This is a genomic window from Luteimonas aquatica, assembly GCF_022662575.1.
Lineage (GTDB): Bacteria > Pseudomonadota > Gammaproteobacteria > Xanthomonadales > Xanthomonadaceae > Luteimonas > Luteimonas aquatica.
The window spans coordinates 488499-502446 of record NZ_JALBFU010000001.1; the positions used below are offsets into that span (position 1 = coordinate 488499).

12 protein-coding genes and 2 tRNA genes are annotated in these 13948 nt (G+C 68.6%); 10 read left to right on the forward strand and 4 right to left on the reverse strand.

Annotated features, from left to right (window positions below):
* The first annotated feature begins 3 nt into the window (after positions 1 to 3).
* Positions 4 to 576, forward strand: coding sequence for an oligoribonuclease (gene orn, locus MD221_RS02335; RefSeq protein WP_242107517.1), 573 nt, complete (start codon positions 4 to 6; stop codon positions 574 to 576).
* A gap of 10 nt (positions 577 to 586) precedes the next feature.
* Here orn and MD221_RS02340 read toward each other — a convergent pair whose 3' ends face one another.
* Both MD221_RS02340 and ppsA read right to left on the reverse strand, forming a co-directional pair.
* Positions 587 to 1504 (reverse strand): mechanosensitive ion channel family protein, encoded by a 918-nt coding sequence (locus MD221_RS02340; RefSeq protein WP_242107519.1) that lies wholly within the window; start codon positions 1502 to 1504, stop codon positions 587 to 589.
* A 111-nt stretch (positions 1505 to 1615) separates the two neighbouring features.
* Positions 1616 to 4006, reverse strand: a complete 2391-nt coding sequence (ppsA, locus tag MD221_RS02345) for a phosphoenolpyruvate synthase (protein ID WP_242107520.1) — start codon at positions 4004 to 4006, stop codon at positions 1616 to 1618.
* Positions 4007 to 4111: 105 nt separating this feature from the next.
* Here ppsA and ppsR point away from each other — a divergent pair, with 105 nt between their 5' ends.
* The 3 genes from ppsR to MD221_RS02360 all read left to right on the forward strand — a co-directional run bounded on the left by ppsR (position 4112) and on the right by MD221_RS02360 (position 5902).
* Complete coding sequence (gene ppsR, locus MD221_RS02350; RefSeq protein WP_242107522.1) at positions 4112 to 4930, forward strand: posphoenolpyruvate synthetase regulatory kinase/phosphorylase PpsR; 819 nt, start codon at positions 4112 to 4114, stop codon at positions 4928 to 4930.
* A 179-nt stretch (positions 4931 to 5109) separates the two neighbouring features.
* Positions 5110 to 5604: a DUF1249 domain-containing protein gene (locus tag MD221_RS02355; RefSeq protein ID WP_242107524.1), complete on the forward strand. Its 495-nt coding sequence runs from the start codon at positions 5110 to 5112 to the stop codon at positions 5602 to 5604.
* A 118-nt stretch (positions 5605 to 5722) separates the two neighbouring features.
* Positions 5723 to 5902 carry a hypothetical protein gene (locus MD221_RS02360; protein ID WP_242107525.1) on the forward strand — a complete coding sequence of 60 codons (180 nt, stop codon included), beginning with the start codon at positions 5723 to 5725 and terminating at the stop codon, positions 5900 to 5902.
* Between the two features lie 104 nt (positions 5903 to 6006).
* On the opposite strand, the gene MD221_RS02365 is transcribed toward MD221_RS02360, so the two are convergent.
* Positions 6007 to 6082, reverse strand: a tRNA-Glu gene (locus tag MD221_RS02365).
* Positions 6083 to 6129: 47 nt separating this feature from the next.
* Positions 6130 to 6205, reverse strand: a tRNA-Ala gene (locus tag MD221_RS02370).
* Between the two features lie 154 nt (positions 6206 to 6359).
* Between MD221_RS02370 and MD221_RS02375 the strand changes: the two genes are divergently transcribed.
* The 6 genes from MD221_RS02375 (at position 6360) to MD221_RS02400 (ending at position 13875) form a co-directional block, all read left to right on the forward strand.
* On the forward strand, positions 6360 to 7178 hold the full coding sequence (locus MD221_RS02375) for an APH(3')-II family aminoglycoside O-phosphotransferase (RefSeq protein WP_242107527.1): 819 nt from the start codon (positions 6360 to 6362) through the stop codon (positions 7176 to 7178).
* A gap of 31 nt (positions 7179 to 7209) precedes the next feature.
* A complete protein-coding gene (locus MD221_RS02380) occupies positions 7210 to 7839 on the forward strand; it encodes an RNA polymerase sigma factor (RefSeq protein WP_242107529.1) in 630 nt (209 codons plus the stop codon).
* A gap of 14 nt (positions 7840 to 7853) precedes the next feature.
* A complete protein-coding gene (locus tag MD221_RS02385; protein WP_242107531.1) occupies positions 7854 to 8834 on the forward strand; it encodes a FecR family protein in 981 nt (326 codons plus the stop codon).
* A gap of 131 nt (positions 8835 to 8965) precedes the next feature.
* Positions 8966 to 12067 (forward strand): TonB-dependent receptor, encoded by a 3102-nt coding sequence (locus MD221_RS02390; RefSeq protein WP_242107533.1) that lies wholly within the window; start codon positions 8966 to 8968, stop codon positions 12065 to 12067.
* A 57-nt stretch (positions 12068 to 12124) separates the two neighbouring features.
* Positions 12125 to 12592 carry a hypothetical protein gene (locus MD221_RS02395; protein WP_242107535.1) on the forward strand — a complete coding sequence of 156 codons (468 nt, stop codon included), beginning with the start codon at positions 12125 to 12127 and terminating at the stop codon, positions 12590 to 12592.
* Positions 12593 to 12786: 194 nt separating this feature from the next.
* On the forward strand, positions 12787 to 13875 hold the full coding sequence (locus tag MD221_RS02400; protein ID WP_277928871.1) for a purine-nucleoside phosphorylase: 1089 nt from the start codon (positions 12787 to 12789) through the stop codon (positions 13873 to 13875).
* Positions 13876 to 13948: the final 73 nt, after the last annotated feature.

Genomic DNA, 13948 nt, shown 5'->3' on the forward strand with positions numbered 1-13948 from the left:
GTCATGACGGCGAATTCCGAAAGCGAAGGACGACTGATCTGGATCGACCTGGAGATGACCGGGCTCGATACCGACCGCGATTCGATCCTCGAAATCGCCACCGTGGTCACCGATTCCGAGCTCAACGTGCTGGCCGAGGGCCCCGAGTTCGCCATCGCCCAGCCCCTGGCTGCGCTCGAGGCCATGGACGAATGGAACCGCCACCAGCACGCCAAATCCGGGCTGTGGCGGCGCGTGCTGGAGGAGGGCGTGTCGATGGCCGAGGCCGAGGCGCGGACCCTGGCCTTCCTGCAGCGCTGGGTCGGGCACGGGCACTCGCCGATGTGCGGCAACTCGATCTGCCAGGACCGGCGCTTCCTGCACCGGCAGATGCCGTCGCTGGAAAAGCACTTCCACTACCGCAACCTCGACGTCAGCACGCTCAAGGAGCTGGCGCGGCGCTGGGCACCCGAGGTGCTCTCCGGCGTGCACAAGGAATCGGCGCATACCGCGCTCAGCGACGTGCGCGACTCGATCGCCGAACTGCGCCACTACCGCGCGTTCATGGGCCGCTTCGCCGCGGGCGCGGCCGGATAACGCCGCCGCCTCACTCCGGATCGCCGGAAGGCTCGTGCCGCCTGTCCTCCAGGCGCGCGGGCGCCAGGCCGCCTGCAGCCGGCTGCAGGGCGGGCTCGCCCTCGCTGGCGTGGTGGTAGACGTGGACGTCGCGTTGCGGGAAGGGGATGCTGATGCCCAGGCGATCGAAGGCCTGCTTGATGCGCTCGGTCAGCTCGCACTTGGTCACGAAGTAGTCGTCGTTGCCGACATGGCAGCGGATGCCGAGGTTGACGCTGTTGTCGGCGAGCGCGTAGACCAGCACGTTCGGTGCCGGCTTGGCCAGGATGCGGCGGTCGTCCTGCATCTCCCGCAGCGCGGCCGCGCGCGCGACCCCGATGTCGTCCTGATAGCCGATGCCGACGACCAGTTCGATCCGGCGCATGACGTCCGGCGTGAGGTTGATGATCGAATCGCTGGTGATCAGGCTGTTGGGCAGCACGATGGTCTGGTTGTCGGCGCCGCGCAGCGTGGTCTGGAAGATGCTCACCGCCTCGACCTGGCCGGTCTCGCCGGCGATGGTGACGATGTTGCCGACGCGGAACGGCTTGAGGGTGACCAGCATCACGCCGGAGGCGATGTTGGAGAGAGAGTCCTTCAGCGCCAGGCCGATCGCCAGGCCCGCGGCGCCCAGCACCGCCAGCATCGAGGTCATCGGCACGCCGATGGTCTGCAGCGCCGCCAGCCCCAGCACCACCGCCAGGATCACGTAGACGGCCTTGCGCAGGAACTGCACGGCGGTGGACTCGAGCTGCGCGCGCGTGAGCGCCCGCTCGACCAGGGCGGCCACCCACTTGGCCACGCGCAGGCCGATCAGCAGCAGGAGCAGGGCGGCCAGCAGGCGCAACCCCCAGGTCAGCGCGATCGCGCCCCATTCGGAGCCTTGCAAGGTCTTGATCCAGGAATCCATGGGTCCTTTCGAAAATAGCGGCGAACAAAAACAAAGCGCCCCGCATGAGCGGGGCGCAGCGCATGATAGGACAACGGATGTTTGCGCGGCATTAAACCGCTGTACGTCGCCTTAAGTGGCCTTGGCCTTCGACTTCGCCAGCTTCAGCCAGGTGTCGACCACGGTATCGGGATTGAGCGAGACCGACTCGATGCCTTCGCGCATCAGCCACTCGGCCAGATCGGGATGGTCGCTCGGCCCCTGGCCGCAGATGCCCACGTACTTGCCCTTGGCGCGCGCGCTCTTGATCGCCAGCGACAGCAGCTTCTTCACCGCCGGGTCGCGCTCGTCGAACAGGTGCGCGACGATGCTCGAGTCGCGGTCCAGGCCCAGGGTGAGCTGGGTGAGGTCGTTGGAGCCGATCGAGAAGCCGTCGAAGATCTCCAGGAACTCGTCGGCGAGCAGCGCGTTGGACGGCACCTCGCACATCATGATGATCTTCAGGCCGTTCTCTTCCTGCTTCAGGCCGTTGGCGGCCAGCACCTCGATCACCTTGCGGCCTTCCTCGAGCGTGCGCACGAACGGGATCATCACCCACAGGTTGTCCAGGCCCATCTCCTCGCGCACCTTGCGCACCGCCTTGCACTCCAGCGCGAAAGCGGCGGCGAAGGACGGATCGACGTAGCGGCTGGCGCCGCGGAAGCCGATCATCGGGTTCTCCTCGTGCGGCTCGTAGTTGCCGCCGCCGATCAGGTTGGCGTACTCGTTGGACTTGAAGTCCGACAGGCGCACGATTACCGGGTTGGGTGCCACGGAAGCGGTGAGGGTGGCGATGCCCTCGGCCAGGCGGTCGACGTAGAAGCTGACCGGGTCGGCGTAGCCGGCGGTCTTGGCGTCGATCTTCCTCTTCGTTTCCGCGTCCTGCTTGCCGTACTCGAGCAGCGCGTTGGGATGTACGCCGATATGGGCGGCGATGATCATCTCCAGGCGCGCCAGACCGATGCCGGCATTGGGCAGCATGGCGAAATCGAACGCGCGCTCGGGATTGGCGACGTTCATCATGATCTTCAGCGGCGCCGGCGGCATCGACGACAGATCTGTGGTGATGCGCTCGAAGGGCAGGCTGCCGCCGTAGATGAAGCCGGTATCGCCCTCGGCGCAGCTGACGGTGACCTCGCTGCCGTCCCGGATGGCGTCGAGCGCGTTGCCGGTGCCGACCACCGCGGGCACGCCGAGCTCGCGCGCGATGATCGCGGCATGGCAGGTGCGGCCGCCGCGATTGGTGACGATGGCCGCGGCGCGCTTCATCACCGGCTCCCAGTCGGGATCGGTCATGTCGGCGACCAGCACGTCGCCGGGCTGGACGCGGCTCATGTCGTCGAGCGAGCGCACCACGCGGGCGACGCCGCTGCCGATCTTCTGGCCGATGGCGCGGCCCTCGGCGACCACCTCGCCGCGCTTCTCGAGCTGGAAGCGCTCGATCTGCGTGGCCTTGGCGCGCGACTTCACCGTTTCCGGGCGCGCCTGCACGATGAAGAGCTTTCCGCTGACGCCGTCCTTCGCCCATTCCACGTCCATCGGGCGGCCGTAGTGCTTCTCGATGATCAGCGCCTGGCGCGACAGCTCGTGCACGTCCTCGTCGCTGATCGAGAACTTGCCGCGCAGCTCGGCCGGCGTGTCCTCGTTGCGCACGCGCTCGCCGGGCTTGTCCGAGTACACCATGCGGATCTGCTTGGCGCCGATCGAGCGGCGCAGGATCGCTTGATTGTTGCCCTTCTGCAGCGTCGGCTTGTAGACGTAGAACTCGTCCGGATTCACCGCGCCCTGCACCACGTTCTCGCCCAGGCCGTAGCTGGAGGTGACGAACACCACCTCGCGGAAGCCAGACTCGGTGTCGAGGGTGAACAGCACGCCGGACGCCCCCACGTCCGAGCGCACCATCAGTTGCACGCCGGCGGAGAGGAACACGTCCTCGTGCTTGAAGCCGTGGTGGACGCGGTAGGCGATGGCGCGGTCGTTGTACAGGCTGGCGAACACCTCCTTGACCTTGCGCACCACGTCGTCGGCGCCGACCACGTTGAGGAAGGTTTCCTGCTGGCCGGCGAAGGAGGCGTCGGGCAGGTCCTCGGCGGTGGCCGAGGAGCGCACCGCCACGGCCACGTCGCCGCCGGCCGCGCCGCCGTTGTCCTTGCACAGCTGCGCGTAGGCGCTGCGGATGTCGGCGTCGAGCTCGGGCTGCAGCGGCGCGTCGATCACCCAGCCGCGGATCTCCTTGCCGGCCGCGGTCAGCGCCGGCACGTCCTCCACGTCGAGCGTGGCCAGGCGGTCGAAGATGCGCTGGTGCAGGTCGTTGTGCGCGATGAAGGCCTTGAACGCGTCGGCGGTGGTGGCGTAGCCGCCCGGGACCGAGACGCCGAGCTTGGCGAGGTTGCCGATCATCTCGCCAAGCGAGGAATTCTTGCCGCCGACCTGGGCGAGGTCGGTCAGGCGCAGGTCGTGCAGCCACAGGATGTTGGCGCTCAAAATCGGGCACTCCAGGGTTCGGGCAAGGGGGGAGGCGAGGCAGGACCCGCCGAAGTTGTTATTTTACCCGCCGCGATGCGCCACGCATCCCTGGAGGCTTAACACGTGACCACGCGCCCGGTCTTCTACGTTTCCGACGGCACCGGCATCACCGCCGAAACCATCGGCCACAGCTTGCTGACCCAGTTCACTGAAACCGTTTTCGTCACCGACCGCATCCCCTTCGTCGACAGCCCGGAACGCGCCCGCGAGGTCGCCGAGCGCATCCGCGCCTCCGGGGAGACCTTCTCCTCGCGGCCGATCGTGGTCAGCTCCTGCGTCGATCCGGCCATGACCCTGCTCATCGCCGAAAGCGGCGCGCTGATGCTGGACGTGTTCGCGCCCTTCATCGAGCCGATGGAGAAGGAGCTGGGGCAGGGCAGGCAGTCGCGGGTCGGCCAGGCGCACGGCATCGCCGATTTCGAGGTGTACCACCGCCGCATCAATGCGATGAACTACGCGCTCACCCACGACGACGGCATCGCCATCAACTACGACGAGGCCGACCTGATCCTGGTGGCGGTCTCGCGCGCCGGCAAGACGCCGACCTGCGTGTACCTCGCGCTGCACTACGGCGTGCGCGCGGCGAACTATCCGCTCACCGAGGAAGACCTCGAACACGACCGCCTGCCGCCGCGCCTGCGCGCGCACCGCAGCAAGCTCTTCGGGCTGACCATCGACCCGACCCGGCTGCAGCAGATCCGCCAGGAGCGGCGCCCGAACTCGCGCTACGCGGAACTGGAAACGTGCCGGCGCGAAGTGACGGCGGCCGAGGCGCTGTTCCGCGCCGAGCGCATTCCGGTGCTGAGCACCACGCACACCTCGATCGAGGAGATCGCCAGCAAGGTGCTGACCACCCTGGGCATCCATCGCGAGATGTTCTGAACGGTTCCGGGCGTTCGCGGTCCGGGCCGCGCGCCGCGGCCTGTCGTTTCCGTCTCGGAAGGGCCGGCGCCGCGGGAAATTCCGGCTCGGCGGGAATCGCGAAAGAGCTTCTACATTAGGCGCCCCCGGCGGGTTCGTCAATGCTGCCGCGATCGCCGTCGGGCGTGTAGGATCGGCCCATGTCGCACGTCGTCTCCCGCGCCGAACGCATTCCCCGGCTTACCCGTTTCGGTTGGCTGATGGGCTTGTACGCGGAGAACTTCAATCGCCTCACGCGACTGTTCGAACCGGCCGATCTCGCGCCCGGCACTTATGTCTCCGACATCGGCGACGGCCTCGGCCTGCGCCTGGAGGTGATCGAGCAGCATGCCTATACCTGCGAGCTGCGCATGACCTACGCCATGCGCGATCCGCTCACCGGAGAGCCGGATCCCTCGGCCTTCCTGCGGCTGTATCGCGACGCGCGGCAGGTGGAGGCGACGCATTGCTACGTCGGCCGTCGCTGGCAGGACGTGATCGGCATGTATCCGCCGCCGGCCGAGGTGCTCGGCCATCGCCTGCGCATGAACACCTTTCTCGGCAAATGGCTGCAGTACCTGGCCGAGCGCGGCCACGGCGTGGCCACCCTGCGCCCCGCCGAAGCCGAATCGGCGCCGGAATCGATCGTTTCTTGAAGGCCGTCGCAGCTTCTTTTAATGATCCGTTCACCGCTTTTACGCCCAGCAAACGAGCGCGGGGGAAGGGAGTGCTAGCATCCTCGGGACGCGCGCGAATGCGCATGAGGAGAGCTCCATGACCAAACTCGACAAACCCTTGCGGCGCGAAGTGCAGATCGGCGACAAGGCATACACCCTCACCATCGATCCCGATGGCCTCAAGCTGGTCGAGAAAGGGCATCGCAAAGGCGTCGAAGTGAGCTGGAGCTCGATCGCCGGCGGCGAGCATCAGGATGCGCAGGGCGCGATGGGCTGAAACGCGGTCCGATTAACGCGGCCCGATCGCGGCGCCGACCGGGGCGCCAACGACAAACGCGACAAGGCCCGCCATTGGCGGGCCTTGTCGTTTGCAGCAATAGATGGCGTCCCCACGGGGATTCGAACCCCGGTCGCTACCGTGAAAGGGTAATGTCCTAGGCCTCTAGACGATGGGGACGCGGTAGAACCAGAAACGCATTCGGTCGGGCCTAACGACCTGAAATGTGGTGGAGCCAGGCGGGATCGAACCGCCGACCTCCTGCATGCCATGCAGGCGCTCTCCCAGCTGAGCTATGGCCCCACGGCTGGAAAGCGCGAAATTGTAATGATCGGTTGTGCGGTGCGCAAGCGGTTGGCGGCAATTGTTTCGGGGGCGCGCGCTCCCGGGGCTGCGGGCGCGGCGCGCGCCGGCTATGGTTGCCGGTGCGTTTCCCGAGAAAAAGGCCGTTTTGCCGATGCCCCAGGACAGGATCCCTTCGCCTTCGGCGGCCGTCCCGGCGTCCGCGCAAGCGCCGCGCGCCTGGCAGGCGCCGCTCGCCGGTTATCGTTGGGACAGGCAGACGATCGGCTGTTCGGGCGCGGCCGTGTACCGGCTGTCCGCGCCCGGGCGTCCGACGCTGTTCGCCAAGACCGACCTGGCCGGGCCGATGTGCGAACTGCCCGACGAGGCGGCACGGCTGCGCTGGTTCGCCGCGAAGGGCATCGCCTGCCCCGAGCTCCTGGCACAGGCCCGTGCCGACGGGCACGAATGGCTGCTGCTCGGCGCCGTGCCCGGGCGGGATCTGGCCTCGGTGCCGCCGGGCGATCCGCAACGCGTCGTGCGCATCGCCGCCGACGCGCTGCGCGCGCTGCATCGCGTCGACGCCGTCGATTGTCCGTTCGACCACCGTCTGGAACAGCGGATCGCGCGTGCCGGCGAACGCCTGCGCGCGGGGCTGGTCGACGAGGACGATTTCGACGAGGAGCGCCTGGGGCAGGGCGGGGCGGCGCTCTTCGAGCAAGTGCGGGCGCGGCGACCGCGCGACGAAGACCTGGTGTTGACCCACGGCGATGCCTGCCTGCCGAACCTGATGGCCGACGCGGCCGGCTTCACCGGCTTCGTCGATTGCGGGCGCGCCGGGCTGGCCGATCGGCACCAGGACCTGGCGCTGGCCGCCTGGAGCATCCGCCACAATCTCGGCGAGGCCTGGGTCGCGCCTTTCCTGGCGCGCTACGGCGGCGCGATCGATACCGAACGGCTGGCGTTCTATCGCCTGCTCGACGAGTTCTTCTGAGCCGTTCAGGCGCCGCAGGCCGCTCCCGACCATGCCTTCCGAGCGATTGACATGCGCCTTGGCGCAGTCGCACATTGCCGCCGGTATGGAGCTGTGCCGGGACGTCGTGGTGTCCGAGTCGCCGTTGGAAAAGTTGAGGGAAGGGACGTTGCCGGCCGAGGAGGATAGCTTCGGCGTCTTCGTGCGCGAGCATCAGCCCGAACTGCTGCGCTTCTTCCAGGGGCGCGTTTCGCAGAACCAGGATGCGGCCGACCTGGCCCAGGAAAGCTGGACGCGGCTGATGCGCTATCGCGGGCAGCAGCCGCCGGAGGCCCTGCGCAATCTGCTGTTCAGCATCGCGCGCAACTTGCTCAATAATCATTGGCGCTGGACGCGCCTGCGCCAGATCGAGCAACCCACCGATTTCAGCGGATTCGACGTGGCTTCCGAAATGCCCAATCAGGAGCGCGAGCTGCACGGGCAGCATTCCCTGCAGCGGCTGGAAGCCGCAGTGGCCGCCCTGCCGCCCAAGTGCCGCACGGTGTTCCTGCTCAGCCGGGTGGAGGGGCTCAGCAACGGCGAGATCGCCCGGCGCTGCGGCGTTTCCGTGAAGATGGTCGAGAAACACCTGGCCCGCGCCCTGATGAAGTGCCGGGCACAGGTAGGAGATTGGGGCGCTTGAGGGTTGATGCAGTCATGACCCCCATCGACGACTCGATCCGACAGGCCGCCGCCGACTGGTTCGCCAGGCGGCGCGACGGCATCCGTTCCGCGGACGCGGACGCGGCCTTCGAGGACTGGCGCCGGCGCAGCGCCGACCACGCCCGCGCCTACGCCGACCTCGAACGCGCCTGGGACGACTGGGGCGCGGCGGCGCGCGAATCGCCGCGGCTGCGCGCCATGGCCGCCGAGGCCCTGGCGGCCACGGCCAGGCCGCCGCGGCGCGTGCCCTGGAAGCCCCTGCTGCTGGCGGCCAGCGTGGCCGCCATGGCCGTGCTCGGCGTCTGGCATCTGCTGCCCACGTCCGTGCCCGAGACCCCGCAAGCCGTGGTCTACCGCACGCAGGTGGGAGAGCAACGCAGCGAACGGCTCGCCGACGGCTCGCGGATCATCCTCAACACCGACAGCGAGCTGCGCGTGCGCTACGGCGCGGCGAAGCGCGAGATCGCGCTCACGCGCGGCGAGGCCCTGTTCGAGGTCGCCCACGACCCGCGGCACCCCTTCGTCGTCGCGGCGGCCGGCGGCACCGTGACCGCGCTCGGCACGCGCTTCCGGGTGCGCGACGATGCCGGCGCCGCGGCGGTGACCTTGCTGGAAGGCAAGGTGGAAGTGGCCGCGCTGCGCCAGCGCAGGGTGCTCGCGCCGGGGGACGAGGCGCGCTACGGCGGCGCGGCCGCGGATATCCGCGTGCGCCGGGTCGACCCGGAGGCGGCCATCGGCTGGATCCAGGGACGCCTGGATTTCAACGGCCTGCCGCTGGCCGAGGCGGTGGCCGAGGCCAACCGCTATTCGGCGGTGAAGCTGCGCCTGGGCGATCCGGGCCTGGCCGACCTGCAGGTCGGCGGCAGCTTCCGCACCGGCGACAACGCCGCCATCGCGGCCGCCTTCGCCGCCGCGTTCCCGGTCCGGGTGGCCAGCCGCGACGGGCAGGAAATCGTGCTGATGCCCCGGAAATAGGGGCGTCATGCCCGGCAGCGGCCTGGAACCGCGACGGGGTTGGGGTGGGGGTAGGGTTTTCGGGGACTGGATTGTTATCCCCATGTGTAGACGGGCATCGGCGAACGATGTCCGTACCCAATGGGGAGAGCATGGATAGGGCAGGCAAGGGCGACTGGCTGAATCTGGCGTTGCACATCGCGTTGGGCCTCGCGCTCGGTATGGCCGTGCCCATCGCCGCGGCGCAGTCGTCCGCGCATGCGGACGCCATGCGCCAGTACGACATTCCCGCCGGACCGCTGTCGCGGGCGCTCAGTGCCTGGGGCGCGCAAAGCGGCAGCCAGCTGGTGTTCGCTCCGGACCTGGTGGCCGCCAAGACCAGCAAGCCGGTATCCGGCCGATACACGGCCGCCCAGGCCCTGGACCGGCTGCTGAGCGGGTCGGGCCTGGCCTGGGAACGGACGGGCGATGCCACCGTGGTGCTGCGCAAGGCGCCGCCGCCCAAGCCGGCCAGGCGCGCCGCGCCGACGGTCTCCGATGCCGCGCAAGCGCCGGAACCGCAGACCCTGGAACGGCTGCTGGTCACCGGTTCCAACATTCCGCGCGGCGACCTGGAAACCGCCTCGCCCGTGCAGGTGATCACCCGCCAGGAGATCGACCGCACCGGCAAGAGCAATCTTGCCGACTACCTGCAGGGACTGACCGCCGACGGCCAGGGGTCGATCCCCAAGACCTTCGGCAGCGGCTTCGCCGCCGGCGGCACCGCGCTTTCGCTGCGCGGCCTGGGTGCCAGCAACACCCTGATCCTGGTCAATGGCCGCCGCATGGCCTCCTTCGGGCTGGCCGACGACGGCCAGAAGCTGTTCACCGACCTCAGCACGATTCCGCTCGAGGCCGTGGAGCGCATCGAAGTGCTCAAGGACGGCGGCTCGGCGATCTACGGCTCCGACGCCATCGCCGGAACCGTCAACATCATCCTGCGCCAGGAGGCGCCGGCGACCGTGGTCAAGGCCGGGTACGGCGTGTCCGGCGAGGGCGATGCGCAGACGCGCTCGGGCTCGATCCTGACCGGCAGCGGCGATCTGGCCAAGGACGGCTACAGCGTGTTCTTGAGCATCGAGGGCACGCGCGAGGACGGGCTGCGCGTGAGCGATCGCCGCGACCGCAAATGGATCGGCAGCGGCGACTGGCGGCGCTGGGGATACAGGGCCGGCGAGGACCTCCTGTCCGGCGTGATCCCGCCCGAGGGCGCGGCGCAGGCCTCGCCGGTCGGTGCGGTGGAACGGGCACCGGGCGATTGGGTATCGCTTCCCGGATGCTCGAAACTCTCCGATGTCGTGCCTCAGGACCCGGGCGGCGGCTGCCTGTGGGATCCGGCACGATTTCGCGACCTGACTCCCGAGTCGCGCTCGATCAACATCTATTCGCACGGCAGCTTCGCGATCTCCGACACCGCCGAGCTGTATGCCGAACTCAGCTATGCGCGCAAGCGCACGCATTCCATCACCACGCCTTCCTCGGTGTCCGGCCTGTGGGGACCGGTGAACGCCAGCAGCGGCGCCGGCGCGGTGCGCCTGGGCGCCGACCATCCGGACAATCCCTACGGCGCCGCCGTACGCCTGCGCTATTCGGCGTTCGACGTCGGGCCGCGCACCAACAGCACCGACAACGCCCTGGTCCGCGTGCTCGTCGGCACCAAGGGCACCGCCGGCGCCTGGGACTACGACCTCGGCTATTCGCATTCGCAGAGCGATTTCGATGCCGTCAAGACCGGCTACCTGCATTACGATCGCGTCCGGCAGGTGCTCACCGATCCGCAGAGCCCGGTCGGATACTGGCGGCTCGGCGTCAATGCCGACTTGAACTCGCGCGCGCTCTACGACTACATCTCGCCGCGCCTGCGCTCGCAGGCCAGCACCGAGCTGGACACCTTCGACGCCAAGGCCTCTCGCTCGCTGGTCGAGCTGCGCGGCGGGCCGCTCGGTCTGGCGCTGGGCATGGAGGCGCGCCGGCAGGCCATTTCGCTCGAACCCACTACGCTGACCGAGACGAGCCAGATCATCGGCATGGGCTACAACGCCTACGACGGCGTCGAGCAGGTCTCGGCCGTCTACGGCGAGTTGCGCGCGCCGCTGAGCAAGTCGCTGGAACTCTCCGGCGCCGTGCGCGTGGACAAGTACCGGAACTACAAGGCCATCGCCACGCCGAAGCTCGGCGTCAAGTGGCGGGCGCTGTCCTGGATGGCGCTGCGCGCCACCTACTCGGAGGCGGTGCGCGCGCCGAGCCCGATCGAGGCCGGCAACGGCGGCCTGTCGAGCTTCACCTCCGCCCAGGACCCGATCCGCTGCCCCGACAACGTTCCCGCGCCGGGCGCCAATCCCGGCGACTGCCTGCCGCAGACGGTCGCGATCTTCATCGCCCCCAACCGCGACCTCAAGCCCGAGCGCGCGCGCTACACCACGGTGGGCCTGGTGCTCGATCCCACGCCGACCACCTCGGTGACGCTGGACTTCTTTCGGGTGCGCCGCACCGACGAGATCCTGACCCAGGACTTCGGCGCGGAGGTCCTGAAGAACGGCGGCAACGTCCGTCGCGACGACAACGATCTGCCGGGACGGCCGCATACCGGCTCGCTGCTCGGCGTGGAAATCGCCTATACCAACGCCGACTCGACCATCGTGCAGGGATTCGACCTGGATGCCCGCCAGCGCTTCGAGCTGGGCGACGCCGGCGAGCTGCGGCTCGACCTGCAATGGACCCGGATGAACTCCTTCGAGCGCGATACCGGCGGCATCAGGACCGAGTACGCCGGCACCCACGGCGACTGCAACGTCACCAACTGCATCGGCATTCCCAAGGACCGGATCAATCTGGGACTGACCTGGGATGCAGGCACATGGAGCCTGAGCGGGCTGGTCAACTACCGCGGCAAGCTCGAGAACACGCTGGGCCGGACCGAACTGGCCTACGACGACGACGGAAACCTGATCCGCCGCCGCTCCGAATGCGGATCGAAATTCGCCAATGGCGAGGACGCGCCGCGCGGCTGCGTCCTGGCGTCGTTCTATACCGTGGACCTGTCCGGCACCTGGAAGCCGCGCGAGGCCTGGGAGCTGTTCGGCTCGGTCCAGAACGTCACCGACCGCATCGCGCCGCTCGACCCGCTGACCTATGGCGCCTCCGGCTACAACCCGCTCGACTACAGCGGCGCGATCGGCCGCTATTACACCGTGGGCGTGAAATATGCCTTTTGATCCATCCGATCCGGGGCCCGCGGGCTTCAGAGCATTCACCGAAGGAGAGCAACAGAAATGAAAGCCGTACTTGTCGCAACCCTGATCCTGGCCGCCGTATCCGGTTCCGCGCTCGCCGCCGCGGATACGCTTCAGCAGCCCGGCGACATCGTTGCGCAGCAGCAGGCGATCCGCGCCGACGTCGTGGCCGAAAAGGGACGCTTCGAATCCATGCCGTCGGTCAAGCGCAAGCAGATCCTCGCCGACCAGGACAAGCTCTTCGCGCTGCTGGAAGGCAAGGCCAGCGCCTCGGACCTGAACGACGGCGAGCGCCAGCAGGTTTCGACGCTGCTGGCCTCGATCTCCGGCGCGATCGAGAACAAGGAAGACGAGCGCATGGTCTGCACGCGCGAACAGCGCACCGGCAGCAACTTCACCACCAAGGTCTGCCGCTCCGTGGCGCAGATCAAGGCCGAGAAGGAGTCCGCCGACCGCGACATGAAGAGCTTCAACACCAGGAGCTGCGGCGAGAAAGGCTGCTTCTGACCGCGCAAGCAGCCGGGATGCCGGCGCTTCCAAGCTTCCCCCATCCACGCAAGGGCATGCCTCGACCGCAACGGAATGCGGTATCTATCGGGGCATCGGTGCGGCGGGCATTCGCCTGGCCAACGATGCTCCGCCGACACCGAATGCCGTAGCCTGCGGCCAACGCGCATGCGCATGGATCGCGAGGGGAGGGGATGAGAACCGCATTGCGTCGGCTTGCCGCAGCGGCCGGCCTGCTGCTTTCGTTCCAGGCCGCGGCGGGGGCGGACCCGGTCCCGCGGGATGGCGCTCCCTGGCCGGTCAAGGTGGTCATCGTGACCGCCTACGAGAACGGCGAGGATACCGGCGACGCGCCGGGCGAACTGCAGCTCTGGGTCGAGCGCGCGGGACTGACCGAGACCATGGCCTTTCCCGGCGGCGTGCGCGCATTGCGCACCAACGCCGACCGCTCGGTCGTGGCCATGGTCAGCGGCATGGGCCTGGTGAACGCCGGCGCATCGGTGATGGCGCTGGCATTCGATCGGCGCTTCGATGTCAGCAAGGCCTATTGGCTGGTCGCCGGCGTGGCCGGCATCGATCCGCAGGTCGGCGCGATCGGGGATGCGGTCTGGGTCGACTACGCCGTCAACGACCTGGCCAGGTCGATCGACGTGCGCGAGGCGCCGCGCGATTGGCCCTATGGCCTGTATCCCTTCCGCTCCAAGCGGGCCGGACGCATGCCGGAGGAGGCCATGGACTATGGACCCTCCGCCCGCTACGCGCAGGTCTTTCCCCTCGATGCGGGACTGACGCGATGGGCGTATGCGCTGACAAGGACCGTCGAACTCGAGCGCACGCCCGCGCTCGCCCGTTTCGCCGAACGATGGACCGCCTTTCCCAAGACACAGGGCAGCCCCACGGTGCGGATCGGCGCCAGCCTGTCCTCCAACCACTACTGGCACGGCCGGGAAGCCACGCGCTGGGCACGGGACTGGGTGCGGATGTTCACCGACGGCCGCGCCGCTTTCGCGGTGAGCGACATGGAAGATTCGGCGATCGCCGCCGCCATGGCACGGCTGGACGGAATGGGCGCGGCGGACGCGCGGCGTCTGCTGGTGCTGCGCGCGGCATCGAACTACACGCAGGCTCCGCCGGGACGCACGACGCTGGAATCCGCGACCGCCCGCCACCCCGGCGCCGGACTTCCCGCCTATGAAGCCGCGTACCGGGTCGGCAGCGCGGTCGTGCGCGAGCTCACCGGCCACTGGCCGCGCTACGCCGAGCACGTACCCTCGGGATTGTGAGTCCCTGCGTCCAGGCGGATCATCGCCGCATGGACGCGGAGACCGACGCCGTACGGCAGACGAACGCTCGAAC

Bases quoted from the DNA above. Each gene is read 5' to 3' on its own strand.
- orn (WP_242107517.1), top strand. From the start codon at position 4: ATGACGGCGAATTCCGAAAGCGAAGGACGACTGATCTGGATCGACCTG.
- MD221_RS02400 (WP_277928871.1), top strand. From the start codon at position 12,787: ATGAGAACCGCATTGCGTCGGCTTGCCGCAGCGGCCGGCCTGCTGCTT.
- MD221_RS02380 (WP_242107529.1), top strand. From the start codon at position 7,210: ATGCCTTCCGAGCGATTGACATGCGCCTTGGCGCAGTCGCACATTGCC.
- MD221_RS02340 (WP_242107519.1), bottom strand. From the start codon at position 1,504: ATGGATTCCTGGATCAAGACCTTGCAAGGCTCCGAATGGGGCGCGATC.
- MD221_RS02390 (WP_242107533.1), top strand. From the start codon at position 8,966: ATGGATAGGGCAGGCAAGGGCGACTGGCTGAATCTGGCGTTGCACATC.
- MD221_RS02385 (WP_242107531.1), top strand. From the start codon at position 7,854: ATGACCCCCATCGACGACTCGATCCGACAGGCCGCCGCCGACTGGTTC.
- MD221_RS02360 (WP_242107525.1), top strand. From the start codon at position 5,723: ATGACCAAACTCGACAAACCCTTGCGGCGCGAAGTGCAGATCGGCGAC.
- MD221_RS02395 (WP_242107535.1), top strand. From the start codon at position 12,125: ATGAAAGCCGTACTTGTCGCAACCCTGATCCTGGCCGCCGTATCCGGT.
- MD221_RS02355 (WP_242107524.1), top strand. From the start codon at position 5,110: ATGTCGCACGTCGTCTCCCGCGCCGAACGCATTCCCCGGCTTACCCGT.
- MD221_RS02375 (WP_242107527.1), top strand. From the start codon at position 6,360: ATGCCCCAGGACAGGATCCCTTCGCCTTCGGCGGCCGTCCCGGCGTCC.